This window comes from Mesorhizobium atlanticum (genome assembly GCF_003289965.1).
In the GTDB taxonomy this organism is placed as follows: Bacteria; Pseudomonadota; Alphaproteobacteria; order Rhizobiales; family Rhizobiaceae; genus Mesorhizobium; species Mesorhizobium atlanticum.
This window is the reverse complement of the sequence record NZ_QMBQ01000011.1, coordinates 70,980-97,017: the sequence shown is the minus strand read 5'-3', so window position 1 is coordinate 97,017 and position 26,038 is coordinate 70,980. Positions and strand designations below refer to the sequence as shown.

Genomic DNA, 26,038 nt, shown 5'->3' with positions numbered 1-26,038 from the left:
CGATGCAAAAGCAATCGCGGAGTCGTCCGAGAAAATTCGAAGTCGTGGAGCTGGCGAACACACCGGCAAAGGCACGTATTCTGGCGGTCGATGATGACGAACGGAATTTGCTAGCGATCAATGAGGTTCTGAGCCCGGTCGCGGAGGTGGTTACGGTGCAATCTGGCGAGGAGGCGCTGCGCCGCCTCCTGAAAGAGGATTTCGCTGTTATTTTGCTGGATGTGCTGATGCCGGGTCTCGACGGCTACGAGACGGCTGCTTTGATCCGTCAGCGAGAACAGTCCAAACGAACGCCTCTCATTTTTCTCACCGCGATTAACAAAGAGGAAGCTCACATGCTGCGCGGCTACGACGCTGGCGCGGTGGACTACGTGTTTAAGCCTTTCGATCCGACCATGTTGCGATCCAAAGTGGCTGTATTCGTCGAGTTGCACGAAAAGACGCTCGAGATCCAGCACCAGGCGATCGCGCAGCAGGCATTGTTGGCGAAATCTTTGCAGGCCGAAAGACAAAAGCTTGAGGCAGAGCGGTCGTTGCGGATGGCCGAGGAGCGGCAGGAAGCCATTCTTAGGTCCTTGCCAGTATGCTTTCACGCGAGGGCAGCCGACCCGCCTTTTGCTGCCCGCTTTGTGACCAGGGGCGTCGAACGCCTCACCGGATTTCCGCCGGAGCGACTCACATCCGATCCGCGGTTTGGCCTGAGCCGGGTACATCCTGAGGATCTATCGAAAGTAAGGGAAGCGCTGCTGGGAGTGAAGGTATCAGGCTCCTATACGTGCGAATTCCGCTGGCAGTGCGCCGATGGCCAATATCGTATCTTCCTAGACCAAGGAATTCTGTCGAAGGGTAGCGACGGGCGCCGGCCAGAAATCCTGGGAACACTGCTAGACATCACCGAGCGGCGTGCACTTGAGGACCAACTGCTCCAATCACAGCGCCTCGACGCAGTCGGAAAACTCACGGGAGGGCTAGCACACGACTTCAACAACCTACTCGCGACTGTTCTGAGCGGACTGGGCTTGCTTGAGCGCAACCCTGCGCTCGACGAGCAGGCAAGGAAGGTGGTTGAGCTGATGCGCCACTCCGCGAAACAGGGCGTCGAACTTGTCACCCGCATGCTCGCCTTTTCGCGGCGCCAAAATCTTAAGCCGGCTTCGGTGCGTTTGGCAGCGCTCGAAGATACGATGAGCGGTTTGGTCGCACCGGTGTTGGGGGGATTGGTTCGCTTCGAGTGGCTGGTCGACAACTCCGTTTGGTCCGCGCACATAGATGTTGGCCAATTGGAACTGGCGCTGATGAACCTTGTTTTCAACGCGCGTGACGCGATGCCGTCAGGTGGAACAATTTCGGTAAGTGCTCGAAATCGCACGATTGGCACAGCGCCCGAAGATCTGGCCCCCGGAGACTATGTCGTCGTTACCGTCAGGGATACGGGCGCGGGCATTCCGCACGACATCATAGACAAGGTCGTTGAGCCCTTCTTCACCACAAAGCCGGTTGGAAAAGGCACAGGATTAGGTCTCAGCACAGTATACGGATTCATGAAGCAGTCGGGCGGAGCGCTCCGTATCCATAGCGATGTCGGTCGCGGTACCGCGATGGAGCTTTGGTTGCCTCGGTCGGTGGAGCAGTCAGAAGCATGCCCGGCTGATTCCAATGGAGAGCGTATTCTGTTCGAGGCCGCAGGGAAGGCTCTCCCGTCCCTTCTATTGGTCGATGACAGCAACGGGCTGCGACAACTGACTGCCGAAACGCTCCGGCACCACGGATTCATAGTGACTTGTGCGGCCGGAGGTGCCGAAGCGCTGACCATCATCGAAGGTGCGCCGCATAAATGCGATGTTATTGTCACAGATTTCGCCATGCCGCTTGTATCAGGACTCGACGTAATTCGATTCGCACGTAACCTGCGCTCCCATTGGCCGGCAGTGATAATAACCGGATATGCCGACATCGATGCAATTGCCAACCGTCCACCAGACGTACCGTTGGTCAACAAGCCAATCCGGGAGTCGGAGCTCATCGAGAGCATTCTGCGCGCCAACGCAGGCGCAGCTGCCGCCTCGGGCTGATCGCTCGCATGTCGCTCGCGATACGGCGCCTAGGCTCCGCCAACGATGCATTCCCGTTCCCATGAGCGATGGAAACTCTTGGCAAATTGGTAATTCGCTCCTCGAATGCGAATATCGGCGTCGGCCCCAAGGCTGCTGGACGGCTATGCGCCTCATGTTGGACGTTAAGCTACGCTTTGTTGCGCCCAAAACGGGACATGACATTGCCCGGCAAAGTCGGGCTTCCAGACCGGGTCAGATGTGCAGTGCGCACTGAGCGACGCTCCTTACCAAGCCAAGAGCCACCGCAAACGAAGGAAGACCGTCTGCAAAGGGAGCGTAGCTTGTCGAAGCCAGAAGCAGCGGACTTAGTAAATCGCCGCGGCGCTTGGACCTACATCAGGCCGCAAGCTTTGGGCTGGCTAGCGGCTTCAGCACCATCCAAGTCCGGATTGCGCTGCTCCAATTCGCGGACCTCAATGGTCACCCGTGCGTTCACGGACCGCTTAACATAGGATTAACCCCCTGCTTGCGTTCGGCGAAGGTGTGGCCATCCAAAATTCAACCTGAACCTGGGATTGGCCATGATTGATCAACCTCGAAAACGAACAGTCCCACGTCGATCATCTCGCTTTTGAAACCGGCTTCGCAATAGGCGAGGTAATATTCCCACAAGCGGCGGAAACGGTGGTCGAAACCGAGGGCCAGAACGGCAGCCGAGTTCTGTCGAAAGCGACTGCGCCATTCAGCAAGCGTGCGTGCATAGCTCTCCCCGAAAAATTCTGACGATGCGAGTTTCAAGCCCGCGGACTGAGCGTGCGCGACGATCAGCGCCTTGGTGGGCAGCATGCCGCCCGGAAAGATATAGCGCTGAATGAAGTCGGGGTTCCTGCGATACCTCTCGAAGCGGCTGTCGTCGATGCTGATCACCTGCAGCACCGCCTTGCCGTCGGGTTTCAGCAAACGCCGCAGCTTCTCGAAATAGACCGGCCAGTACTGCTCTCCCACCGCTTCCAGCATCTCGATGGAGACGATGCCGTCGAATACGCCGCCGCAATCGCGGTAGTCCTGCAGCTCCAACTTGACTTGGTCGCGAACGCCGCTCTTCTCAGCGACGTCCCTGGCACAGGCAAGTTGCTCTGTTGAGAGGGTGATGCCCTTGACGCTGGCGCCCGCCTTGGCGAGCCGCGCGGCAAGCGCACCCCAGCCGCATCCGATCTCAAGGATCTCTGCGCCCGCAGGCGCCGCCAGTAGCTCGGCGACACGGTCGAGCTTATTCTCCTGCGCCTCTTCCAGCGTGTCGGTGTTGGCCAGGTATAGGGCCGATGAATAGGTCATGCTCGGATCGAGCCACATGCGGTAGAATTCGTTGCCGAGGTCGTAGTGAAAGGTGATGTTGCGCCGACTGCCACGACGGCTGTTGGCTCGGAGAAGATGACGTGCGCGGTTGAACAGGCGGACGGGCAGCAGGCCGGTGATGGCATGCTCGATCTCGGCTATGTTGACCGCGGCGAGTTCTAGGAGCGCCGTCAGGTCAGGGCTCGACCAGTCGCCGACCATGTAAGCCTCGGCAAAGGCGATATCGCCGCCCGCCAGCAGACGTCGCAATGCCCGCCAGCGATAGAGCACGACCGTCGCTTCAGGGCCGGGCCCGCCTGTCTGATGGTCGAGCGTCGCGCCGTTCGGCATGCGCACGGTGATCTTACCGACCTTTAGGCAGCCGAGCAGCCTTTTGAGGATCGGGCCAACGAATATGCCGGACCACGGATCGGCTTTCGCCCTGCCTTCAGTATCCAGCGACATCAGGCTCGGTCTCTCTCGGTATAAGGGAAGGCGACATGGGTAACGGGATGACGAGGCGGGGCAGGGCGCTGTTGGAGCCGTACGCCCTTTGCCCAAAGCAGCAGCGCCTCCCAATGGATGCCGGCAACCACTTTCAGCGTCAGCAGCGGATGCGACAGGAACGCCCGCATGAGCACGGCATCGCTTAGGTCACGGCGCTTTCCGGAAAAGCTGGCCACGATCAGCGGCCCTTCGCCATCGCTGCCTGTGATGTGGATGGCGGCGCTCTCCCCCGGCAGGCCGATCCGGAAGCGATAGCCCATTCCCATTGCCATGAAAGGCGAAACGTAGAAGCTTTTGTCGCAACGCTGCCTGACGGTGCCGTCATGCGCCTCGCCGACGGGGATGAGGTAGCTGTGGCGTTGGCCGAAGGTGTTGTTGACCTCGTAGAGAATCGCCTGCAGGTCGCCGTGCCGGTTGTGACAGAAATAAAGGCTGAGCGGATTGAAGGCGTAGCCGAGCATGCGCGGCATGGAGAGCAACTGGATCGCACCGCCACTCTCGATGCCCGCCGCCTCAAGCTGACGTTCGACGTAAGCCTTCAGCGATCCGCCGGCCCCGTCGCCGTGATCCGCATCGGCAAAGCCGAACAGATTGAACCGGTTGTGCGACAACAGGTGAAGGCTCTTGCTCAAAACGTCGATCTCGTCGAGGTCGAGCAGAAGGAAGAACATGCGATAGGACAGCCGATGCCGCCGCGGCTTCAGCCGCTGGTGCATGACCTTGCCGGCATAGAGAGCTGACCGCAGTTTCGGCATCACGCTGCCGCGAGGTTGCGCCGCATTGCGACGTCACTGATGTGGATACGGCCCGATTCATTGGTCACGCTCCAGGGTCGGCGCACGCCGCCCAGCGCCTCGGCAACGGCAAGGCCGGCCTGCAGGCCGTCCTCGTGAAAACCAGCGCCGAAGTAGGCGCCGCAGAACCAGGTCTTGCGGCTACCCTGCAGGGACCACAGCTTCTGCTGTGCCCGGGTCGCGGCGACATCGAAGATCGGGTGTTCGTAGATTTCGCGATGCCGAACCATATTGACCTCCGGTTCCACGACGGGATTGAGGGTAACGAAGAGCTGTTCGTCGTCGGGCAGGGATTGCAGCCTGTTCATCCAGTACGTAACCGATAGCTTTCGGGTTTCACCTTGGGTTTCGGTCAAATAGTTCCAGCTCGACCAGGCGCGCTTGCGGCGCGGCATCAGGCGCGGGTCCGCATGCAGCACCGCTTCGTTGCGGCTGTATCCGAAACTGCCCAGCAGCCGCACTTCATCGTGGCTCGGGTCGGACAGCATGCGCAGCGCCTGGTCGGCATGCGTGGCGACCACGACATGGTCGAAACGCTGCTCGACGCCCTCACTGTCGGTGAGCCACACCGCGTCGCCGCGCCTGGTGATTGAGCGCACGCCACGCCCGGCAAAAGCGCGACCGGCAAGGCTCTTGGCCAGCCGCTCGACATATTTGCGGCTGCCGCCGTCGACCGTGCGCCATATCGGCCGTCCTGCCATTTTCAACAGGCCATGGTTCTCGCAGAAGCGGATGAAGGCCGCGGCCGGATAGTTCCCGATCTCCAGCGCCGGCGTCGACCATATCGCCGCCGCCATCGGGTAGAGGTGATCTTCGCGAAATGCCACGCCATAACCCTTGGCGTCGAGATATTCTGTCAGGCTGATCTCGCCAATGCGAGCGATGTCGTAAGGCGCCTCGCGATAAAAGCGCAGCAGCTCTTTCAGCATTTGCCAGAAGCGCAGCCGGCCGACATTGGACGGTTGCGCGAGCAGCCCGCCAAGCCCGCTTCCTGAATATTCCAGGCGCCCGCCGTCGAGCGAGACGGCAAAGGACATGTCGGAGGCCTTGCTTTGTACGCCGAGATGATCGAACAAAGCCGTCAGATTGGGGTAGGTGACTTCGTTATAGACGATGAAGCCGGTATCGACGGGTGTGCCTCCGGCGTGGACGGTATTGCTGTGGCCGCCAAGCCGTCGATCCGCCTCGAACAGCGAGACCCTGTGGCGGGTCGAAAGCAGCCATGCCGCGGACAGCCCGGAAATGCCGCTGCCGACGACCGCAATGTCCATCGGCTTGTCCGCTTCGATATGCATGCCCTCGGCCCTCAGATTCGCTATGGAAGGGGTCGCCTTCCTCCCCTAATTTCGATTTCTACGCAGCTGTCCGAGTTGTGGATCACTGACTTCGGCAATCGTTGCGCGGCTGGTGATCCGAGAACGTTTGCCGCGCGTAACAGGACGTATGAATGCATCGGGACATTATTTCATTGCCGACAAAGCCGTTCTCGCCTTCGATCCTGCGAAGACCGGATTGGCGGTGACCATGCGCGCGGATCAAGAAGTTCTGTCGCCGCTGGAAGCGAGCCGTTTGCTGATGGCAGTTGCGGCAAAGCGCGACCGCGCAGCCTTCGCGGTTTTGTTCGCCTTCTATGCGCCGCGGCTGAAGGCCTTCCTCAGGCGCAGCGGAATGACGGCGTCTGTCGCCGAGGACGTTGCGCAGGAAACCATGCTGCTGGTCTGGAAGAAGGCGTCCTACTTCGATCCTGCGCGTGCTGGCGCGTCTACCTGGATATTCACCATCGCCCGCAATGCGCGGATCGACCGGCTGCGCCGTGACGGTCGGCCGGCCGCGATCGCCGAGGCTCTTGATCCATCCGACCAACCGGACGAGCCGGTTTCGGGCGAGCAGGCGATGATCGCTGCCGAGCGGGAGGAGCGGGTGCGGACCGCAATTGCGCTGCTGCCGCCCGAGCAGGCCGACATCTTGAAGAAATCCTTCTTCGGCGAGGAAACCCAATCCGAGATCGCTTACACCACCGGCATCCCACTCGGCACTGTCAAATCGCGCGTGAGGCTGGCCCTTGGCCGCCTGCGCCAAATCCTGGACGACCTCAAATGATCAAGCATCATCCAAGCGATGAGACGCTGTTCCGATACGCCAACGGCTCGCTGGAGCCGGGTCCGCGTATCGTCGTGGCGGTCCATGTCGGCGGCTGCGCGACCTGCGCCTCCCGGATCGGCGAGTTCGAGGCCTTGGGCGGTTCGCTGCTGCACGATAGCGAGTGGGATCAGATGGATGCGGGGGCGCTTGATAGCGTCATGGCAAGGATCGACGCCGATGAGGCCGATCACACCAGGGCCGCCGCCCCGGGGAGGAGGTTGCCCCGCGCCGATGTGGGCATCCGCTTGCCGCAGGTGCTGGACGATTGCGGCATCGGCCCGTGGCGCTGGATTGGACCTGGCGTGCGCTGGAGCCGCGTAACCCTGCCCGACGATGACAGCGCCAACGTCATGCTCCTGAAGGTTACCGCCGGTCGCAGGCTCCCGGAACACACCCATGTTGGCTTGGAATACACCCACGTGCTCAAAGGGGCTTTCCACGATGCACGCGGCCGCTACGGCCCGGGGGACCTTGACGAAGCAGATGACGAGGTCCAGCACCAGCCTATCGTCGACAAGGAAGGCGAATGCATCTGCATTGCCGCGGTCGAGGGCCGCACGAAGCTGCGTGGTCTCTTTGGCAGGCTGGTCCAGCCGTTGTTCGGCGGTTGAACGTCTTCGATGGGCATCGTCGCAGCCATCGTCGTTGCCGCGGTCGGTCTTGCCCTGACCATGGCTGCTGCGTGGCTGATCGCGATCCGCACCGGCAGGTCTGGTTGGGTCGATGCGATCTGGTCGTTCGCGGTCGGAATCTACGGCGCCTATGCGGCGCTCTTCGCCACCGCTGAAGCCGACAATGAGTGGCGTCAATGGCTTGTCGCCATCCTGGCGCTCGCTTGGTCGCTCCGGCTTGGCCTCCATATTGCGATGCGCACCATTGGCGATGGCCGTGACGACCCGCGTTATAGTCAACTCAGGCATGAGTGGGGTGCTGCCTTTGCATCGCGGCTGTTCTGGTTTGTCCAGATTCAGGCGGCAGCCGCAATCCTGCTGGTGATGGCGATCATGGCCGCGGCCCACAATCCGGCGCCGGAACTTCGTTTCAGCGACCTGACCGGCCTTGTGATCATACTGGTGGCTGTCGGCGGCGAGGCGCTCGCGGATCGTCAACTGAAGAACTTTCGCACCGATCCGGCTAACAAGGGGAAGGTCTGCGCTATCGGCCTGTGGGGCCTGTCCAGGCATCCGAACTACTTCTTCGAATGGCTGGGCTGGACCGCTTACGCCGCAATCGCGCTCGGTACCCAGCCAGTCTATCCCTGGGGCTTTGCCGCGCTTGCCGGGCCGGTGCTGATGTACTGGCTTCTGGTCCATGTCTCGGGCATCCCGCCGCTCGAAGCGCATATGCTGCGCTCGCGCGGCGATCCGTTCCGGCGCTACCAGGCGCGCGTCAACGCCTTCTGGCCGGGCGCGCCGAAAGCGGCAACCATCAAGGCGGGGAGACGACCGTGAGCCTGATCTCAACCGCCATCCGCGCCGTCGAGCGCGCGCCGATCCCGGATACCGCCACGCGTTACGCCATCGGCGTGTTGGTGGGAAAGACGCGCCGGCGGCTGGCAAGGGCAGGTGCTCTCGAGGAGAAACGCTTTGCAAGCGACATGGTGCGCTATTCCATCGCCGAACATACGGTGGCCGCTAACGAGCAGCACTATGAACTTCCGCCCGAATTCTTTGCGCTGACGCTCGGCCCCAACCGCAAATATTCCTGCTGCCTCTACCTGAGCGGAAGCGAGAGCTTGGCCGAGGCCGAGATCGCCGCGCTGGAGCAGACCGTCGAGCATGCCGAACTTCGCGACGGGCAGTCCATTCTCGAGCTGGGCTGCGGCTGGGGCTCGCTGACGCTCTTCATGGCGCAGCGTTTTCCGGCGGCCCGTATCGTCGCGGTATCCAATTCCGCGCCGCAGCGCCTGTACATCGAGCGCGAAGCTTCTGCGCGTGGCCTGAGCAACGTCAAAGTCATAACTGCCGACATGAACGCCTTCGAACCGCAAGGCCGGTTCGACCGGGTGGTGTCGGTCGAGATGTTCGAGCATATGTCCAACTGGCGCGACCTGCTGGCGCGCATCCGCGGCTGGCTGGAACCGGAAGGCAGGCTTTTTGTCCACGTCTTCAGCCACCGCCACAGTCCCTACCGTTTCGACCATCGCGATGACGCGGACTGGATCGCGCAGCATTTCTTCACTGGCGGCATCATGCCGAGTCACGGGTTGATCGGGCATTTTCCTGACTGCTTTAGCGTAGAGCGCGACTGGCGCTGGAACGGCGTGCACTATGCGCGCACGGCGCGGCAATGGCTGGAGCGCTTTGACGACAACCTTGGGCGCATCGACCAAATCCTCGCCGATGTCTACGGACCGGACGCAGTGCTATGGCGCCGGCGCTGGCGGCTGTTCTATCTAGCTACCGAAGGCCTATTCGGCCATGCTGACGGCAAGGAATGGGGCGTCAGCCACTATCTGCTGCGGCCGGCCGGCTGACATGGATGGCCTTCGCCGACTGTGGCGCCGGCTCGCCGCTTATACGGCGCATGACGATCCTATGGCCAGCGCCGCCAACTGGATCGCGCTGGTCGTCGCCTGGAACCAGCCCTTCTACCCACTGTATCTCTGGGGAGCTGTCGGGACGGACAAGATCGCGCCGTCTTTTCTCACCTTCTTCTCTACGCCCTTCTTCCTCGCCGTTCCGGCCGTCGCAAAACGCCATCCGCTCGCCGCGCGCGTCATGCTAGCTTTGACAGGCGTTGCAAACGGCATCGTAAGCACCAAGGCGTTCGGTGTCGGCTCGGGCGTGGAGATCTTCCTACTTCCATGCGCGCTGATCGGCGCCGCGCTGTTCAGGCCCTCGGAGCGGGCGATCGGGCTCGTTGTCATAGCGCTGAGCGCCGCGGCCCATTTCATCCCGGCCCGCTTCTTCGGCGAGCCGCTGGCCGGCTACACCGCGGCCGACAACAGCGCCATGATCGGCGTCAATGCCGTGAGCGCCGCGACCCTGACCGTGTTCATCGGTCTGTTGCTGTCCGGTGCGTTGGCGAATTCGGAGCAGCGTGGCGGTCAGGCACCGCGCAGGAAGTAGCGGGTCAGCAGGAAGCCAACGGTGGCGGCGACCGCACTGAGCAGCGAACCCCAGCAGATATCAGCCACCGTGATGATCGTCGGCCAGCCGCGGATCGTGGCTTGATTGGTGAGGTCGTAAGTGGCGTAGGCGAAGAACCCGTAGAGCGCTCCATTGAGCGCGGCGGTTGTCCATTTCCCGGTCGAGAACGCCGGCGCGGTGGCGAAGATGATGATCCCCGCGATGTAGATCAGGTAGAACAGTGCCGCGGGCGGAGGATTGAAGCTCTCGACGAGTATGTCGCCGAGATAGCGGCGGTAGAGGCGCTGCGACATGGTCATCAACCAAACCGCATCGACGGCCAGGAACGTGACAAGGGTGGTCACGTAAGCTACGGCGTACGGCATCACGAAGCCTTCCTGTCGCCGGTCGAAACTCTGACCGCATCCTTTATGGACTGATAGAGGATCAACGCCCTGTCTCGTGCCGCGCCGTGGTCCACGACGGGCGTTGGGTAGGTCTTGCCGAGCTCGATGTTGCCCTCTTTCAGCAGCGCTGCCGGAGCTTCCCATGGCCGATGGATATAGCGGTCGGGCAACGCGCCGATTTCCGGGATGTGGCGACGGACATATTCGCCCCGAGGGTCGAATTTTTCGCCCTGCAGGACGGGGTTGAAAATGCGAAAATAGGGCGCGGCATCGGCTCCGGATCCGGCCACCCACTGCCAGCTTGCCGGGTTGTTGGCGGCATCCGCATCGACCAGCGTGTCCCAGAACCACTTTTCACCTTGCCGCCAGTCGATCATCAAATCCTTGATGAGAAAGGACGCTACGATCATGCGCACACGGTTGTGCATCCAGCCCATGTGCCACAACTCGCGCATGCCGGCATCAACAATCGGGTAGCCCGTTAGGCCGCGCTGCCAACTCCGAAGCATCCGCTTGTCGTCTCGCCAAGGCATCGCATCGAATTCCGGCCGGAAATTGGATTTGGCAAGATCGGCATTGTGAAACAGCAGATGATAGGAGAATTCTCTCCAGCCGATCTCCGAGCGGAACTTCGAAGCGCCCGAGCTCTTCGACCTGCGCAGGTGGGCCAAGATCTGAAATGGCGTAATCTCGCCGAATGCCAGGTGCGGAGATAACCGAGATGTTGATAGCTGGCTCGGAAAGTCGCGTTGGCGCTCATAGTGGGCCAGACCATACTCGATGAACTCGCGAAGCCTGGCATGTGCGCCTTCTTCCCCGGGCCTCCAGGTTTCGCGCAAACCATGTGCCCAGTCGGGATTGGTCGGCAGCAGCTCAAGCGCGTTCAATCGCAGATTGTCCAGTTTCCCTCGCCATCCGTCGATCGATCCCGGAGGATCGATGGGATCGCGAACATGCGGCTTGTCCACCATCGCCTTCCAGAATGGAGTATAGACTTTGTAGAACCCGCCTGAACCGGTCTTGAGAAGCGAAGGTTCATGCAACAGCGCGCCGTCGAAGCTCTGCGCCGTCAGGCCTTTTTTGCGTAGTTCCGCCTTCAGTCCGGCATCGACCGCCGCGTCTGCCGGGTCGTACCGCCGGTTCCAGAACACGCAATCCGCGCCGCTCGCGGCAATCGCCTTGGCGACAACCTCGCAGGTCGGTCCGCGGGTCAGGTAGAGCCTGGCGCCAGCGTGCCCAAGCCGATGGCCGAGAGCTGCGAGCGAATGATGTAGCCACCAGCGGCTGGCCGCACCCATAGCCCGGGTATCGTGGGCTTCCTCGTCGAGGACATAGAGCGCCACGACCGGGGCGCCGCGATCGGCCGCTGCTGCGAGCGCGGCGTTGTCATCAACGCGAAGATCGCGTCGGAACAACACAATGGTGGGCTCGGAGGCTTCTCCGCTCATTGCCTCTCGCCGGTCATTTCGCCGGCGTCCAGCGCACGTTTCTGCAAATCAGGCCGGCGCCTATGCAGCCCCGCGTGATCAGGCCGCCATTCGTCACCTTCAACGTCATCGAATAGGTGCTGTTTCGTTTAGGGTCGTAAGCTTTGCCTGCCAACGTGCCCTGTGACGTCGGTTTCAGCGTCATGATGAGCTTGTCGCCGGGCTGCTCGCCCTTGCTGGTGTCGCGGATCCACAAATTGGTTGCGCACAATTGTTGTCCGCATGGCGCGATCGAGACCTTGGCATTGCCGTCGTCGCGCATCCATACGCCGCGGCTGTCCGAAAACGAATCGGCTCGAGCAGCCGATGCCACTAACATGGCACATAGGAATGCGACAGTTCCTTGCATCGTCCCGTTTTCCGCTTTCTCCTAGCTCTGTTGGTTATACGGCACGGAGGAAGATCTGGATCATCGCGGCGCAAAGCCGGGCGAGACAGGGAGGTGGCGTCAGTATGGAACGTTACCGCTTGATACGTAAGAGATCGAAGAAGCCGGTGCGGCAATAGACGTCTATGAAGTTGACACCGATCGCCGTGTGGCGGATCCGCACCTCGTCGGGCGCCGGCGGGGGCAAGGCGATTTCCTTCAGCTGCAGCACATGCGGTCCGCCATAGCGCTCGACGAGGATGACGTGTGTCGTTTCTCCCGTGTCTAGGGACGGTGCTCGGATCGACGGCGCGGGGATCGAACGGGGGTGCGACCTGGTCGCCTTCGATCCGCTGAATGCGGTATATCGGTCTGTGTGGTCTGCCTTCGTCCAACGGACGGGCAACGGGCCTCGCCTGGTGTGGGCACAATAAGCTTCCCCAATCGTGCGCGAGCAGTCCAGGCCTTGCGATTACATGTCTTAGGCTGACAAAGAAAAAGCCCGTCGCCAATGACACAAAGCGACGGGCAATGAGGGGACTGAGCGGTAACGGGGGAGGCAACCGCTCCCCACTAAAATACGGCCGCGCCCAACATGTTCCCGTCCATTTTCGATTTCGCTAATAAGCCCGTGGCCACCACAGCCCGCCTTGGCCAGCGACGCGTCAGTGCATCACCAAGGCGCCGTCGACTGCCATCGGGAAAGTGAGCACCCGCCTACAACAGCAAAGCCGAAAGCACGGCCAGGCCGACCGACACTGGCACAGCGATGAACAAGCAGGCTTCTACGATCAGGGTTTCTTTATCGCTAAACATGGACGGACAAATGCTTTTTTCGCGTTTAGGTTCCACGCGGCGGGCGAACCGAAGAAAAACCCGCCGACCTAAGCCGACGGCGATCGCTGCTATCATGACGCAGCCGAATGCTAGTGAAGCCACGACAGCCACCCAGGTGCCCACACCCCAGAGCGACGACGCAACAGGCGTGAGCCACAGGAAACTTCCGGCAAGCACGCCTAAGACAAGAGTGACGGCACCGGCCCGCCAGCCGCCGAATAGGGCTGCGATTAAGACTGCACGGTAGAAGGTAAGGAATGCCAGCCCGCTTACCCACGGCGCCAGACACGCTCGAACCAGGAAATGCAAAAAGCCACCAGCCCTATGGTGAGCGACCGTTTGACGGAAATCCGGCCGCACGGAAGATACGCAAAGGCAAAATCCCGAAGCGCTTCATCGAGCTTCATGCCATCCTCGCGTTGCAGCTCCGCCTGCCAACCCATGGTTAATGTTGCCGACGCGTGCTGGGGTGGTCAAGGGCGGCGGCGAGCACATGACTTTTCCGTGAGCGGCGATCTTGCCAAGTCAACGAGCCGGCTTAGCTTATTTAAGCTTCGTCTTATTTTGTTGATGGGCGGTGGGGATGCAGGCAGCGGAGACGGATCGAACAGCGGTCTCACAGAGGCCGGCGGATAGCGTCACTGAAATTGTCTTTCGGCTTACCGATCGACTGTATCGCGCGACGTCGAAGGACGAGGTTTTCGAGGCGGCGCTCGAGGCGATCTGCGAGGCGCTGGGTTGCACGTCCGCGTCGATTCTCCAGTTCGACGGCGAGCAAGTGATGCGCTTCGTGGCGTGGCGTGGCTTGTCCAGCGGCTATCGCAACGCGGTGGATGGGCATAGTCCGTGGAAAGCCGGTCAGCGCGGGGCCTCGCCCATCTACGTCACGGACATCCTTCAAACCGAAGAGCCTGCTTGGCTCAAAGAAGTCATTACGAAGGAAGGCATCCGGAGCCTGGCTTTCGTGCCGATTGAGGCACACGGCCAGATCGTTGGCAAATTCATGAGTTATTTCGGCTCTCCGCATTCCTGGAACGAGCGGGAGAACGAAATTGCCGTGACCATAGCGCGTCAGGTCGGATTTGCGGTGGAGCGGTGGCGTGCTGAAGAAGCCAGGGTGGTCGTTGAACGTGAGTTGCGGCTGTCGGAAGAGCGTTTTCGGCTGATGTCCGAGGATGCGCCCGTCATGATTTGGACGTCGGATGCCAACGGACATTGCAGACATCTCAACCGGCTGTTGAGGGAGTTCTGGGGCGTCACGGAGTCGGAGATCAGCACCTTCCGCTGGGATGAAACGATACTTCCCGAAGACGCGCCGCATGTAGCCGCGACGATGGCGCAAGCCTTGGAGAGCAGATCGCCTGTTGGGCTCAAGGCGCGATACCGCAAGGCCGGGGGTGGTTATCGTATCTTGCAGACCGAAGCTCGCCCCAACTATGCACCAGATGGCACTTTCATGGGCATGATCGGGGTCAACCTCGATATCACCGAAAAGGAAGACGCCGAACGAGCTATGCGTGAAAGCGAAGCTCGTTTCCGGGCCATGGCGGACGCGATGCCGCAGTTGGTCTGGACGGCCGACAGACTGGGCCGCCTCGATTATTGGAACACCAGAATCTCCGAATACGCCGAGGGGTCGACGAATCCGCAAGGCGACTTTGATTGGACCGCGTTGATTTTCCCCGACGATCTGGCAGCAACCAAGGCGGTTTGGGAACAGGCACTGGAGACAGGGCAGCCCTATCAGATAGCCCACCGCCTGCTAATGCGCGATGGAAGTGCTCGTTGGCATCTTAGTCGCGCCACGCCGATCAGCGATCGCGGGGAGGTTCAAAGATGGTTCGGAACGGCAACCGATATTGATGATCTCAGGCTGGCGGAGGAGAGGCTGAAGGAGAGCCTGCAACGGCAGCTGATCGCGGTCGAGGGCGCCGGTCTTGGCGTGTTCGAGTGGGATATCAGGACCGATAGAACGATCTGGGAGAACCGGCGGATGTATGACATCTTCGGGGTCGCGCCTGATGAACCCAGCCCCGGCAAGGACGAGTTCGCTCAATTTTACCTTCATCCGGACGATGCCCCACTTCTGGAGGAGGCGCTCCGCAAGGTCGACCATCAGGATCCGTCATATCGAATGGTGGCCCGAATTTTACGCAAGTCGGACCGTGAGTTGCGCTGGCTGGAAGTCAGCGGGCGCTTTGAATTTGACGGATCGGGACAGCCAGTCAGATTAATCGGCGTCGCCGCCGACATCACCGAGCGCAAGCAGCTCGAAGAACATCAGCAGCTCCTGATCAACGAGCTGAACCACCGAGTGAAAAACACGTTGAGTGTCGTTCAATCTCTGGCCAAGCAGACCTTCAAGGGAGGCGATCCCGCTGCCTTTACTGCGCTTGACGGACGCTTGAAGGCGCTCGGTCAGGTGCATAACCTGCTTGCCGAGCGGAGTTGGGAGAGCGCTTCGCTAGCGGAGGTCGCCGAACGCTGCATCTCGTTTCAGGGAGCGGACCAACTCCGCGTTCACATGGAAGGGCCGGAAGTACAGCTCACCGCGCGACAAGCTCTGACTATGGCCATGGTGCTACACGAGCTCAACACCAACGCCTGCAAATACGGCGCCCTGTCGCAAATGACCGGCGCCGTTAACCTGAGCTGGCAAAGCTCTAGCGATCAGCTGATCGTCACCTGGGCCGAGGAGGGCGGCCCACCTTGCCTCGCCCCGACCAAGCGGGGGTTCGGTTCCGTGCTGATAGAGCAGGCGGCCAGGGCAGATCTGCAGGCGAAAGTAGAACGGGACTTCCGGCCTGAGGGGCTTGTTTGCAGGATCTCTATTCCAGAGCAGCGGGTGATTTCATGAACGCGACTTCGCTCCAGGATCGAGCGATCCTCATCGTCGAGGACGAGTTCCTCATTGCGCTCGAAGCCAGCGAAATACTCGAAGCCTCCGGAGCTACGGTGATAGGGCCGGCATACCGCCTTGACGAGGCCATGACGCTGGTTGAATCGAACCGGGTCGATCTTGCCTTGCTGGACGTCAACTTGAACGGTGAGCTTAGCGACCCCGTCGTCGCCGCATTGCAGTTGAAGGGAGTTCCGGTCGCATTGACGACCGGCTACGGAAATAAGTTGCCGTTCACCTTTTTGGGGCCGGTTCTGACGAAACCCTACACTCCCGATGAGCTGGTCGCGGTTATGGGTGCACTATGACGCATGTCTACTTCCGCGACCTGGTGCCAAGCTCTGCCTCCCGCTCACATGCCCATTACGTCCTGGACACCTTGTCAGCACGGTAGGATATTCGCCAAACGGGTCGGCAGTAGGTTCTCGAACTGCTTGGCGATGGCGTCGCCACGAGCTTTGGGGAAGAACTCAAGCGATGCGTCACGCATGAAACTACGTTCTGACTCCTGACCCCTCGTGATCAGCGCGCCGGGCCCCCGCCAGTTGCCACCTTTGTCGGTGCGGTCGTCATTGAGTACCGGCGATTCCAGGTAGCTGCGATGACGTTTCCCGAGTATCGCCTATGGCCGGTCAGATGCCGGGAATGATTGCTATCGAGAACAGGGCGAACGGCACGAGGAGAGTGCTGCATCCGCCGACCCGGACTTGATGTCGGGCGCCATAGAAGGACCACCTGTGCCTCGTGGCCCAGACTCGGCAGCGTCCTAACCAAGGCGGCCAAGAGATCATCGACCTGATCAACGCGTCCGGCTTTGCCGCTTCGTTCGGCGGGATCACGTTCTCCGACCCGGTTCATATCACATCCGCATGGAGGAGACCGCGTCGTCCACTCATGACAAGAGACTGTTTGGTGCTGGCGACAGAGGCAGGTCTACCGGCGCTGGCTGGTGTCGAGCCGCTGGCAGCCGCTGCCGTTACATGTTCATCGGTACGAAGAAGCATCGAACATCCCGTTTGGGACCGTGGCCATGCAAGCCGCCAGGGTTGAAGCAGGCCCAGTACTGACTATCGTAACTCGGCATGGCGCGACCCCTTGGCACGAAGAATTTGCGGTCGACGACGTAACCTTCCTTAGTTTCCACAACGCGTGTCTCGTCGAGTGGGGAGCAGTCATGTTCGTTGCAACACCACGCGCCCGAGTAGGGATCACGGAACTTGTGACGGGATATCCAGCTGTCGTGCCCCGAGGCTGCAGTGGGACATACTAGAATGGCTGAGAACATGACCCCCAGCAGTCGGCTGCGCATTTGTCGAAGCGAAGCCGGTCTGCTATCAACCCGCGAGCAGTTAACGAGGCCCTTGCCAGCATAGCGCTCCTTCAAATGAACCGCCCACACTTTCATCGCCAAGCGAAGGGAGGATGGTGGTAACGGCAGCATTGTTTGCTCTCAAGATGTGGACTACGCCAGAGCCTACGGGAGCCACCGTTAGGCGAGCGTTTGTTGGTTCCATTGGCCTAGCGCCGGGATTATCCCCCGTAAGTTTTCGAGTGAATGAAGGGGGCCAATCGTGTACTCCTGACTCCACGACATTGCAGGCTTAGTGGAGCAAATGGGCCGGGAACCGCGCACCTTGCATCTTGAAACCCTTGGTGGTTTCCGACTGCGAGACGCGGCATCTGGCAATGAGGTCACGGTCGTCGGTCGAAAGGCCCAGGCCCTTCTGACTTTTCTTGCACTCCATAATGGTCAACGCCTACCACGCGAACGCATTGCCGCCCTTCTTTGGGGTGACATGGACGACGCACATGCCCGCGGCAATCTTCGACTGTGTTTGCATGGCTTGCGCCGAAACCTTGGCGATTTCGCCGACATTTTGCACGCCGATCGGAACGAACTGAGCCTGGATGCAACCAGAATAAGTGTCGATGTCGTCGCCATTCGCCGGGGGCAGGAAGGCCACAACCCCGCCGACTGGGACCAATCGCTTTCCCGCTATCGAGGGCCGTTTCTTGATGGTCTGATTACGGATAGCAGCGGGTTCGATGACTGGGTTAGGGAAACGCGGGAGCACTTTCTTGGCGCCGCAATCGATCTCCATAACCGTCTCCTACGTCTAGAAACAGGAGAGGCCCGCATCCGAAGGGCACGGCAGCTTCTCGATCTGGACCGCCTGCGCGAAAACTCCCACGCGGCCCTTATCCAGGCTCTCGCTGCGCACGGTGAGCGGGAAGCCGCCCTCCGCCAATACCAGCTGTGTCGCGATTTGTTGAAGTCTGAATTGGACGTTGAACCCTCGGAAGATCTCAATCGGCTGATAGATTCCATTGGTGACAATGGAAACTTGCCAGCGTGCTGGCTCGTCGGTCGATCTTTGCTTGAGATGTCAGCGAACTTCCCAGCGACGGAATGGAATATCAATCCAGACACAGCCATCGCGGTGATGCCGTTCGAAAGTTTTGCTAAAGAGGACGCGACTGCGATCTTTGCGAACGTCCTCGCTGATCAGCTGATTTCCGCGCTGTCACGCTGCCGGGAACTGTATGTCGTCGCCCGCGTTCTGAGCGCTGCATATATTGGCGGCTCCACACGAAATGATACGATCGCTCGTGAGCTGGGCGTGCGCTACCTCCTGACCGGCAGCGTCCACGCGAATGCTCACACTTTCCTGATAATTGCGCAATTAGTCGACACGGTCTCGCGGACGTGCATCTGGTCAGAAAAGTTTTCTTGCTATCAAGCCGGAACAATTGCGCCATATAACGAGACCGTCCGAAGCATCACGACGTGCGTCGATACGCAGATCAAACTGGCGGCTTGGCGCGGTAAAAGATCGGACAAGCAAGAGCATATCGAGCCGACCGAACTCGCTAGGCGAGCAGTTGGACGTTTGTACGATATGACTTCACAAGGAAATGCGGACGCGGAGAAACTCGTCGAGCGCGCCCTGTTCGAAGATCCTGACTGCGCCATGGCTCACAGGGTTCGCGGCACTGTCTTTGTTTCGCGTCTCGCCGCAAACGAAATTCCCCATGACGCGATCTCGGTCGAAAAGGCGCTGAATCTTTGCCGATACGCAATTGAGCTTGCGCCATATGACGAGTGCGCTCACTGGACATTGGCGTTTGCGTTGGCGGAGGCCGGTCGGCTGGAGGAGGCCCTGTACGCGTGCGATGCTGGAATGTCGCTTAACCCCAACAATTCACTGCTCTTGGCCGACAAGGGAGACTATCTCGGTGCGCTCGGGCGAACGAAGGAGGCTATTGAGACATGCGGTCTCGCCCTTCAGCTCGACCCGCGCTACCCGGTCAACTACTGGTGGGAGAACAGCATCGCGAGCGCCCGATTCCTCAGAGGCGAGCATGCGGAAGCACTAAGCCTTGCCAAAACTGTAGCATTGAAGAAGCCAGCTCACGTGCGTGCGGGCATCGTCTGGGCTGCATCCGCAGCAGCTTCCCGAAATGCGAAGGAAGCCAAGCAGGCTGTTCAACATTTAGCTGTGGTCGCACCCGATCTGAATCTGAACAATGTGATGCCCGACTACACGCTCGCGCTTTGTGAACCCAAGGACGCCCACAAACTAATGGACTGCCTAGCGCTTGCCGGTCTGAAGGCATGACCGACGATGGCCCAAACCCAGAGTGTCGCTCGATATTGCTTCCGAAACCAACCTCCTCCGCTGAACGGCGTTGCGAATTGAAGCCGGCGCACTTCCCCCAAGTCGAATAGGAGCTTTGCGCCTTGAAGCGGTCGTTGAAACGGCCAAGGCCGACGCTGGCGGCGGCTCTTCATGGTTCAAAGGCTCTGCTCTTGCTCAGCAATGCCTTGTCGGGATGCCAGCGAATTGCAGATCAGCACGAGCTTGCCCTTGACGCCTCCCTGACCGAGCAGTTCCTGGGCGCGACGAGCCTCGGTCAATGGCATCCGCATGGCCACCATCGGCTTGATTTTGCCGTCGCGAAGCAGCTTCAGCAGGGCGCTGAGATCTTCGCGGAACCAGGCGGGCCTCCACCGCTTCAAATATTGTATGCTGTAGGGGAGTATGCGTCGTCGGCCTGGTGAGACGAAAGCGCGGACCGCGTACCACAGAGGTCGCAATATCCCGCGTAGGCGATAGCGTAAGCCTCCTGCCAATCGGCCCTTCTGCAGAAATGAAGTGAAGCCGTAGGCTATGACGCGGCCACCGGGCCTCAGAGCCCGAAACGACCGCCAGACATTGGCTTCCCCGACCCCGTCGAAGACGACATCCGCGCCACCGTTTGTCAGGCGATGGACCTCTTTGACGAAGTCGGCCCGTTCGTAGTCGATCGGCCTGGCCCCGAGATCAGACACGATCTGATGATCTGAAAGAGAGGCAGTCCCATACATCTCTAAACCTGCCAGCCCGCCGAGTTGCAGCAGAGCCGTGCCCACTCCGCCGGCCGCGCCATGGATGAGAACCCGTTGACCCGGTGACGGATGCCCAAGGCGATGCATCATCTGATAGGCCGTGACGTAGTTCAGCACGAGGCTAACTGCCTCGACCGGATCAACGCCAGTCGGAACCGAAGTGAGCTCATCTTGAGGGAGGCAGATGAACTGGGCGTAGCCACCGTGAATGGGCAGTGCCGCAACCAGTTTACCGAGCATTGCATGGGACGCACCCTCTCCGGCTTCGTCTACGATGCCCACGATGTCCCATCCTGGCGTGAATGGCAGGGTCGTTTTTTCTGGATGGATCCCCTCCCGCATCAATAGCTCTGCGAAGGAGACGCCAGCGGCGATTATTTGCACCCGCAACTCACCCGATGCCGGATGGGGCGCGTCTTCTTCCACGAGCTCCAGAACTTCAGGTCCGCCATGGTGGCGAACAACGACGCGCAGAGACTTCATAGCAAGCTCGGTCCGGATTGGACTCCTCCGCTGAGGCAAACTCAGGCGAAAGGATAGCGCGCGCGTGTGTGAAACGACTTGCTCCAGATCAAACCCTCCAGAATCGGTCGCCACCCACGAATCGCGGCTTATTTGCGCGGAATGACATTGGGACGCAGCCTCAACCGTGGCTGGATCAGCTGCCATTGGGCGTATGTGGAAACAAATGACCGTTCTGGCTCACGACCCCAACCTGGCAGGTTTGAACGTCTGATTTCTTCGTTGTGAGCCGGAAAGCCGTGAGTCCGCTTCCGGCCCCAAGCTGCCGGTCAGCAACGCACCATATGTCGGTCAGCTTTGCCACCTCCGACGGCTGGTAGTACTCCATGAGTGTGATGGCGCGGCTTGCAGTTCTTCCGGAGGACTGATCCGAAAGCAGAACCGAGCGCCCACTCATTGCTCCCTGTCGATATCCCGGCGCAGCACAATCAGCGTCGTCAGGTCCTGCACCGCTGGGCCGTTGGCGATATTGTCTCGCAGATTATTCAGCCGGTCGATCGACGGCACCTCGACCTCGACGACGAGGTCGAGCTGGCCGCTGATCGAGGAGACGCGTCGGACTTCGGCGTAACCGGCGAGCTTGTCGAGGATGCTCATCGACGGCGTGCGTGCCAGCGTCACCAGCAGGAAGGCCCGGATAACATCCCGGTCCATCTGGCCAATATCGGCCCGGTAGCCGCGGATCACGCCGGCACGCTCGAGTTGCGCCACCCGCTCGCTGGCGGCGCTGCGCGAAAGGCCGACCCGCGCCGCCAGCGCTTTCAGCGGGATTCGCGCCTCCTTCGACAGGATGGCGAGGATTTCCTGGTCTTTTGCATCCGGCTGCTTCACCGCTGGCTCCATGGCGCGCCGGCAATATGCCGGCCGATCGCGTCAGACTGACGGCCAGGCCGGCGCTTTGCCGGATGTCTGATTTGCACGCGCATGCAAAACTATCCACCGATTTTCTCGACCAGCCAATTTTCCGACAACCGGCGGACCCGATGACCGATCTTCACCACCCCGCACCCGCTTTCCCGCTCGACCAGGCCGCTCTGCTGGCCAGGGAGCATTTCGGCCTGGAGGGCGAGTTCAGTCCTCTCGACAGCGAGCGCGACCAGAATTTCAGGCTGGCTTCGGGCACCGGAACCTGGACATTCAAGATCATCAACGCCAGCGAACCCGGTCTGGAGAGCGCTTTCCAGGTCGCCCTGCTCGACCATCTGGCGACTGTCGCGCCGGAGCTTTCGCTACCGCGGTTGCGCAAGGCAGCGTCGGGCACGGCGCTGGCGTCCGCTCTGGCACCCACAGGGGAGCGCCATTCTCTGCGCATGGTATCGTGGCTTCCAGGCAGGCCCCTGGCCGAAAGTGAACGCAGCCCCGCGCTTCTCAATTCGCTCGGCCAGATGCTGGGCCGCATGGATCGCACCCTGCAGGGCTTCATCCACCCGGGCGCGCTGCGGGAGCTGGACTGGGACATCCGTCGGACCGGGGAGGCCCGCGCGCGCCTCGCCCACGTCGCCGATGCCGGCGACCGAGACCTGCTCAAGCGCTTCCTCGACCGTTTCGACGCCGAGGTGGCTCCCCGATTGCCCACGCTGCGCGCCCAGGTGATCCACAACGATGCCAATGACTGGAACGTTCTGGTTGACCCGGATCAGCCTGGAAACGTCGCCGGCATGATCGATTTCGGCGACGCCTTGCATACTGTCCTGATCGCCGAGGTGGCGGTGGCCTGCGCCTATGCGATTCTCGATCAGGCGGATCCGATCGGCGCTGCGGCCGAACTGACCGCCGGTTTCCATGCCCGCTATCCGTTGCGCGAGGATGAACTCGACCTGTTGTTCGACCTCATTATGGCGCGGCTGGTCATCAGCGTGACGCTTTCGGCCGTGCGCAGCAGCCGCATCGGCGACAACCCCTACCTGGCCATCAGCGAGGCGCCCGCCTGGCGCATGCTGCGGCGCCTGAGTGCGATGAATCCGCGTTTTGCCACGGCGATCCTGCGCCATTCCTGCGGTTTCGATGCGATGCCCGGCGCAACCGCCATCGCGGCCTGGATCGATCGTAATGCCAAGACCATGGCACCGGTCGTCAACCCGCACCCGGCCACTCTGGCCAAGGCGCTGGTGCCCTATGGCGATGCTGCCAATCCGATGACGGTGGCCTCGGCCGCGGCCGACCCCGAAAAGGCGTCCGCCTGGTGGGACGCCCATGCAGAGGAAACCGGCGTCGCGCTCGGCATCGGACCATGGGGCGAGGCGCGCACCGTCTACTCCGGTGACATGTTCAAGTCGCGCTTCATCGAAGGCGGACGGCGCGACCGCCATCTCGGCCTCGACCTCTTCATGCCGGCGGGCACCAGCGTCCATACGCCACTCGCCGCAACGGTTCACAGCGTCGAGGTCGAGGAGGACCCGCTCGGCTATGGCGGCCTCGTGGCGCTGCTGCACGAGCCCGAGGGCTGCCCACCGTTCGTCACTCTGTGGGGGCACCTCGCCCATGAGGTGGTGGCGCGGCTGAAACCCGGCCAGCAACTTGCCGCAGGCGCGCTCGTCGGCGAGATGGGCGGGCATCGGGAAAACGGCGGCTGGGCGCCGCATCTGCATCTGCAGATTTCGGCCGATACCGGCTTGTCGGCACGCGCGATACTGGGTGTCGGCGAGGCGCGCTACCTCGAAATATGGCGCGAACTGTTCCCCGACGCGGCGGCGCTGGCCGGCATCCCGCCCGAGACTTTCTCCCAGACCGGCCGCAGCCGGGCCGAAATCGTGGCGGCGCGCAAGGCCACGATGCTCCCCAACCTGTCGATCTCCTATTCGGAGCCGATCAAGTTCGTGCGCGGCGAGGGCGTCTGGCTGATCGACGACCGCGGCCGCGCCTATCTCGACTGTTTCAACAATGTCTGCCATCTCGGCCACGCGCATCCGCATGTCGTGGAGGCCATTGCCCGGCAGGCCGCCAAGCTCAACACCAACACGCGCTACCTGCACGACAACATCGTCGCCTATGCCGAGCGCCTGACGGCGACCCTACCGCCGGAGCTCTGCGTGGCGTCCTTCGCCTGCTCGGGCAGCGAGGCCAACAGCCTGATGCTGCGCATGGCGCGCACTCACACCGGCCGCGAGGAAGCCATCGTGCTCGACTGGGCCTATCACGGCACGACCCAGGAACTGATCGATCTCAGCCCCTACAAATACAAGCGCAAGGGCGGCAAGGGGCGCAAGCCGCACGTCTTCGAGGCGGTCATCCCCGACAGCTATCGCGCGCCTCGGGATTGGCCGGTGGAAGAACATGCCAGCCGCTTTGCCGCCAGCGTCGCCGAACAGATCGACGCCATGCGCAGCCAGGGTCGCGCCCCGGCACTGTTCATGGCGGAATCCATCCCCAGCGTCGCCGGCCAGGTCTTCCTGCCGGAAGGCTATCTCGAGGAAGTCTACGCCATGGTGCGCGAAGCCGGCGGGCTGTGCGTGGCCGATGAGGTTCAGGTCGGCTTCGGCCGCGTCGGCAGCCATTGGTGGGCGTTCGAGACGCAAGGCGTCGTGCCCGACATAGTCACCATGGGCAAGCCGATCGGCAACGCCCATCCGATGGCGGCGCTGGTGACGACGCGTGAGGTCGCGGCGTCCTTCAACAACGGCATGGAGTATTTCAACACGTTCGGCGGCAATCCGGTGTCCTGCGCCGCCGGGCTGGCGGTGCTCGACGTGATCGAACAAGGCGACCTTCGCCGCAACGCGCTCGAAATCGGCAACTACCTGATCCAGCGTTTCCGGGACATGCAGGCCCGCCACGAGGCGATCGGCGACGTGCGTGGCATGGGGCTGTTCCTCGGCATCGAGCTGGTCACCGACCGCCGCAGCAAGGAACCGGCAACCGCATTGGCCAAGAAGATATGCGACGGCGTCCGGGCGCGAGGCGTGCTGATGGGCACGGAAGGGCCGTTCGACAACGTGCTGAAGATGCGGCCGCCGATGATCTTCACCCGAGCCAACGCCGACCACCTCCTGTCTGTCCTGGAAGATGCCTTCCAAGCCGAGTTGTCCGGCGCGCGATAAGCACCGGCCACCGCAAATCGCGTTCGCTTCGTAGTAAAAACGTTTTTATTTTCCTTGAAAACGTTTTTATTTGCCGGTAAATCGTTCTTGGGAGGAGACTAGGCGCAATGGCAGAGGGCAGCACCGCGGCGAGCCAGCTTTCGCCGACCATCAAGACGCTGGCGGCGCATACAGGCTTTTCCATAGGGACGATCTCGAAGGCGCTGCGCGGCTCGCCGGTGGTCACCGAGCAGACCCGCGGGGCGATCCTCGCCGCTGCCAAGGAACTGGGCTACCAGGCCAATGCGCGCGGCATGGCGCTGCGCACCGGCAAGACCTATCAGGCGACAGTGCTGATGCCGCTCACCTCGGCCGCCGGCTACGAATGGGACGGCGTCGAATACACGCAGATCCTGAGCGGCATCAGCCAGGCGCTCGACGGCAGTGATTACCAGCTTTCGGTCCATGGCTATCGCTCTTTCGACGATGCCTGTGCGATCGCCCGCCGCGTCGCCGATCAGAAGCTCGCCGACGGGCTGATCTTCTCGGGCGTGTTGGCTGAAGACGCGCGCATTGCAATGCTCACGCAATCTGGCTTCCCCTTCGTCTCGCTCGGTCGCTGCCGAGAACCGCTCGTTTACGCCCATGTCGACGTCGACAACGAATGGGCCGCCCATGCCGCCACGGCGCGGCTGATTGCCGGCGGCCACCGCCGCGTCGCACTGATCAACGCCGACCAGCGCTTCTCCTATGCGCTGGACAGGATCGACGGTTTTGTCCGGGCTTTTCGCGAGGCGGGGGTCGACCCGTCGCTCGATCTGATTGCCGGTGGCGATCTGTCCACGCGCTTCGGCCGCGACAGCACGCTTGCGCTGCGCGGCCTGCCGCAGCCGCCCACGGCGCTGGTCTGCGTTAACGAATCCACCACGCTCGGCGTGCTGTCGGCCCTTGACGCGCTTGGCTTAGGGGTCGGCGAGGATGTCGACGTCATCGCCTATGACGACATCAACGTCAGTGCCTATTTCACCCCTCCCGTTACCACGCTCTATCAGCCCATCGAAGTGCTCGGCCGCCGACTGGGCGAGTTCCTGCTGCGGCTGATGGCCGGCGACAATGCCGCGCAACTCACCGAGGTCTTCCGCCCGCAACTGATCGCGCGGCAGGCCGACAATCTCGGCGGCCGCTTGAGCCGCTCTCATCCTTGAAAAAT

Annotated in this window: 21 protein-coding genes; 11 read left to right on the top strand and 10 right to left on the bottom strand. The window is 61.4% G+C overall.

Annotated elements, in window-relative coordinates:
• Nucleotides 1-2: 2 nt before the first annotated feature.
• Nucleotides 3-2,072 carry a response regulator gene (locus DPM35_RS28990; RefSeq protein WP_112130807.1) on the top strand — a complete coding sequence of 690 codons (2,070 nt, stop codon included), beginning with the start codon at nucleotides 3-5 and terminating at the stop codon, nucleotides 2,070-2,072.
• Nucleotides 2,073-2,612: 540 nt separating this feature from the next.
• Here the strand turns inward: DPM35_RS28990 and DPM35_RS28985 are convergent.
• Genes DPM35_RS28985 through DPM35_RS28975 form a run of 3 tightly spaced genes read right to left on the bottom strand, consistent with a single transcriptional unit; the run spans nucleotide 2,613 to nucleotide 5,985 of the window.
• On the bottom strand, nucleotides 2,613-3,854 hold the full coding sequence (locus DPM35_RS28985) for an SAM-dependent methyltransferase (RefSeq protein WP_112130805.1): 1,242 nt from the start codon (nucleotides 3,852-3,854) through the stop codon (nucleotides 2,613-2,615).
• Nucleotides 3,854-4,654 carry a DUF1365 domain-containing protein gene (locus DPM35_RS28980; protein ID WP_425373426.1) on the bottom strand — a complete coding sequence of 267 codons (801 nt, stop codon included), beginning with the start codon at nucleotides 4,652-4,654 and terminating at the stop codon, nucleotides 3,854-3,856. Before DPM35_RS28980 ends, DPM35_RS28985 begins: the two co-directional genes overlap by 1 nt.
• Nucleotides 4,651-5,985, bottom strand: a complete 1,335-nt coding sequence (locus DPM35_RS28975) for an NAD(P)/FAD-dependent oxidoreductase (RefSeq protein ID WP_112130800.1) — start codon at nucleotides 5,983-5,985, stop codon at nucleotides 4,651-4,653. The genes DPM35_RS28980 and DPM35_RS28975 overlap by 4 nt, the downstream gene beginning before the upstream one ends.
• 229 nt (nucleotides 5,986-6,214) lie before the next feature.
• Here DPM35_RS28975 and DPM35_RS28970 point away from each other — a divergent pair, with 229 nt between their 5' ends.
• The 5 genes from DPM35_RS28970 (at nucleotide 6,215) to DPM35_RS28950 (ending at nucleotide 9,903) form a co-directional block, all read left to right on the top strand.
• Nucleotides 6,215-6,790 (top strand): sigma-70 family RNA polymerase sigma factor, encoded by a 576-nt coding sequence (locus DPM35_RS28970; protein WP_245431692.1) that lies wholly within the window; start codon nucleotides 6,215-6,217, stop codon nucleotides 6,788-6,790.
• The gene (locus tag DPM35_RS28965; RefSeq protein WP_112130796.1) at nucleotides 6,787-7,443 is read left to right on the top strand and encodes a ChrR family anti-sigma-E factor; all 657 of its coding nucleotides are present in this window, start codon (nucleotides 6,787-6,789) and stop codon (nucleotides 7,441-7,443) included. The genes DPM35_RS28970 and DPM35_RS28965 overlap by 4 nt, the downstream gene beginning before the upstream one ends.
• A 9-nt stretch (nucleotides 7,444-7,452) precedes the next feature.
• A complete protein-coding gene (locus tag DPM35_RS28960; RefSeq protein WP_112130794.1) occupies nucleotides 7,453-8,283 on the top strand; it encodes a DUF1295 domain-containing protein in 831 nt (276 codons plus the stop codon).
• On the top strand, nucleotides 8,280-9,308 hold the full coding sequence (locus DPM35_RS28955) for an SAM-dependent methyltransferase (RefSeq protein WP_112130792.1): 1,029 nt from the start codon (nucleotides 8,280-8,282) through the stop codon (nucleotides 9,306-9,308). Before DPM35_RS28960 ends, DPM35_RS28955 begins: the two co-directional genes overlap by 4 nt.
• Before the next feature lie 61 nt (nucleotides 9,309-9,369).
• Entirely contained in the window at nucleotides 9,370-9,903 is a 534-nt protein-coding gene (locus DPM35_RS28950) for a hypothetical protein (protein ID WP_245431691.1), read from the top strand.
• On the opposite strand, the gene DPM35_RS28945 is transcribed toward DPM35_RS28950, so the two are convergent.
• The 5 genes from DPM35_RS28945 to DPM35_RS32270 form a co-directional block, all read right to left on the bottom strand.
• Nucleotides 9,882-10,292 (bottom strand): DUF2177 family protein, encoded by a 411-nt coding sequence (locus DPM35_RS28945; protein WP_245431690.1) that lies wholly within the window; start codon nucleotides 10,290-10,292, stop codon nucleotides 9,882-9,884. The two genes, DPM35_RS28950 and DPM35_RS28945, sit on opposite strands and share 22 nt — an antisense overlap.
• Complete coding sequence (locus tag DPM35_RS28940) at nucleotides 10,289-11,758, bottom strand: cryptochrome/photolyase family protein (protein WP_112130786.1); 1,470 nt, start codon at nucleotides 11,756-11,758, stop codon at nucleotides 10,289-10,291. Before DPM35_RS28940 ends, DPM35_RS28945 begins: the two co-directional genes overlap by 4 nt.
• Nucleotides 11,759-11,771: 13 nt before the next feature.
• Nucleotides 11,772-12,059, bottom strand: a complete 288-nt coding sequence (locus tag DPM35_RS28935) for a DUF2147 domain-containing protein (RefSeq protein WP_245431689.1) — start codon at nucleotides 12,057-12,059, stop codon at nucleotides 11,772-11,774.
• Nucleotides 12,060-12,258: 199 nt separating this feature from the next.
• A complete protein-coding gene (locus tag DPM35_RS32630) occupies nucleotides 12,259-12,396 on the bottom strand; it encodes a hypothetical protein (RefSeq protein ID WP_181592202.1) in 138 nt (45 codons plus the stop codon).
• Nucleotides 12,397-12,881: 485 nt separating this feature from the next.
• Nucleotides 12,882-13,310 (bottom strand): hypothetical protein, encoded by a 429-nt coding sequence (locus DPM35_RS32270; protein WP_146768009.1) that lies wholly within the window; start codon nucleotides 13,308-13,310, stop codon nucleotides 12,882-12,884.
• A 274-nt stretch (nucleotides 13,311-13,584) separates the two neighbouring features.
• On the opposite strand from DPM35_RS32270, the gene DPM35_RS28925 reads away from it, so the two are divergent.
• The 3 genes from DPM35_RS28925 to DPM35_RS28915 all read left to right on the top strand — a co-directional run bounded on the left by DPM35_RS28925 (nucleotide 13,585) and on the right by DPM35_RS28915 (nucleotide 19,520).
• Nucleotides 13,585-15,858, top strand: coding sequence for a PAS domain S-box protein (locus DPM35_RS28925; protein WP_112130780.1), 2,274 nt, complete (start codon nucleotides 13,585-13,587; stop codon nucleotides 15,856-15,858).
• Nucleotides 15,855-16,208, top strand: coding sequence for a response regulator (locus tag DPM35_RS28920; protein ID WP_112130778.1), 354 nt, complete (start codon nucleotides 15,855-15,857; stop codon nucleotides 16,206-16,208). The genes DPM35_RS28925 and DPM35_RS28920 overlap by 4 nt, the downstream gene beginning before the upstream one ends.
• A 1,305-nt stretch (nucleotides 16,209-17,513) precedes the next feature.
• Complete coding sequence (locus DPM35_RS28915; RefSeq protein ID WP_112130776.1) at nucleotides 17,514-19,520, top strand: BTAD domain-containing putative transcriptional regulator; 2,007 nt, start codon at nucleotides 17,514-17,516, stop codon at nucleotides 19,518-19,520.
• A gap of 176 nt (nucleotides 19,521-19,696) precedes the next feature.
• On the opposite strand, the gene DPM35_RS28910 is transcribed toward DPM35_RS28915, so the two are convergent.
• Both DPM35_RS28910 and DPM35_RS28900 read right to left on the bottom strand, forming a co-directional pair.
• On the bottom strand, nucleotides 19,697-20,773 hold the full coding sequence (locus DPM35_RS28910; protein WP_112130773.1) for a medium chain dehydrogenase/reductase family protein: 1,077 nt from the start codon (nucleotides 20,771-20,773) through the stop codon (nucleotides 19,697-19,699).
• Between the two features lie 432 nt (nucleotides 20,774-21,205).
• Nucleotides 21,206-21,655: an Lrp/AsnC family transcriptional regulator gene (locus DPM35_RS28900; protein WP_425373425.1), complete on the bottom strand. Its 450-nt coding sequence runs from the start codon at nucleotides 21,653-21,655 to the stop codon at nucleotides 21,206-21,208.
• A 140-nt stretch (nucleotides 21,656-21,795) separates the two neighbouring features.
• Here DPM35_RS28900 and DPM35_RS28895 point away from each other — a divergent pair, with 140 nt between their 5' ends.
• Both DPM35_RS28895 and DPM35_RS28890 read left to right on the top strand, forming a co-directional pair.
• Nucleotides 21,796-24,849, top strand: coding sequence for an aminotransferase class III-fold pyridoxal phosphate-dependent enzyme (locus tag DPM35_RS28895; RefSeq protein ID WP_112130769.1), 3,054 nt, complete (start codon nucleotides 21,796-21,798; stop codon nucleotides 24,847-24,849).
• A 107-nt stretch (nucleotides 24,850-24,956) separates the two neighbouring features.
• A complete protein-coding gene (locus DPM35_RS28890) occupies nucleotides 24,957-26,033 on the top strand; it encodes a LacI family DNA-binding transcriptional regulator (RefSeq protein ID WP_112130767.1) in 1,077 nt (358 codons plus the stop codon).
• Nucleotides 26,034-26,038: the final 5 nt, after the last annotated feature.

Bases quoted from the DNA above. Each gene is read 5' to 3' on its own strand.
- DPM35_RS28990 (WP_112130807.1), top strand. From the start codon at position 3: ATGCAAAAGCAATCGCGGAGTCGTCCGAGAAAATTCGAAGTCGTGGAG.
- DPM35_RS28985 (WP_112130805.1), bottom strand. From the start codon at position 3,854: ATGTCGCTGGATACTGAAGGCAGGGCGAAAGCCGATCCGTGGTCCGGC.
- DPM35_RS28975 (WP_112130800.1), bottom strand. From the start codon at position 5,985: ATGCATATCGAAGCGGACAAGCCGATGGACATTGCGGTCGTCGGCAGC.
- DPM35_RS28970 (WP_245431692.1), top strand. From the start codon at position 6,215: ATGCGCGCGGATCAAGAAGTTCTGTCGCCGCTGGAAGCGAGCCGTTTG.
- DPM35_RS28965 (WP_112130796.1), top strand. From the start codon at position 6,787: ATGATCAAGCATCATCCAAGCGATGAGACGCTGTTCCGATACGCCAAC.
- DPM35_RS28960 (WP_112130794.1), top strand. From the start codon at position 7,453: ATGGGCATCGTCGCAGCCATCGTCGTTGCCGCGGTCGGTCTTGCCCTG.
- DPM35_RS28950 (WP_245431691.1), top strand. From the start codon at position 9,370: ATGGCCAGCGCCGCCAACTGGATCGCGCTGGTCGTCGCCTGGAACCAG.
- DPM35_RS28940 (WP_112130786.1), bottom strand. From the start codon at position 11,758: ATGAGCGGAGAAGCCTCCGAGCCCACCATTGTGTTGTTCCGACGCGAT.
- DPM35_RS28935 (WP_245431689.1), bottom strand. From the start codon at position 12,059: ATGCGCGACGACGGCAATGCCAAGGTCTCGATCGCGCCATGCGGACAA.
- DPM35_RS28925 (WP_112130780.1), top strand. From the start codon at position 13,585: ATGCAGGCAGCGGAGACGGATCGAACAGCGGTCTCACAGAGGCCGGCG.
- DPM35_RS28920 (WP_112130778.1), top strand. From the start codon at position 15,855: ATGAACGCGACTTCGCTCCAGGATCGAGCGATCCTCATCGTCGAGGAC.
- DPM35_RS28915 (WP_112130776.1), top strand. From the start codon at position 17,514: ATGGGCCGGGAACCGCGCACCTTGCATCTTGAAACCCTTGGTGGTTTC.
- DPM35_RS28910 (WP_112130773.1), bottom strand. From the start codon at position 20,773: ATGAAGTCTCTGCGCGTCGTTGTTCGCCACCATGGCGGACCTGAAGTT.
- DPM35_RS28900 (WP_425373425.1), bottom strand. From the start codon at position 21,655: ATGGAGCCAGCGGTGAAGCAGCCGGATGCAAAAGACCAGGAAATCCTC.
- DPM35_RS28895 (WP_112130769.1), top strand. From the start codon at position 21,796: ATGACCGATCTTCACCACCCCGCACCCGCTTTCCCGCTCGACCAGGCC.
- DPM35_RS28890 (WP_112130767.1), top strand. From the start codon at position 24,957: ATGGCAGAGGGCAGCACCGCGGCGAGCCAGCTTTCGCCGACCATCAAG.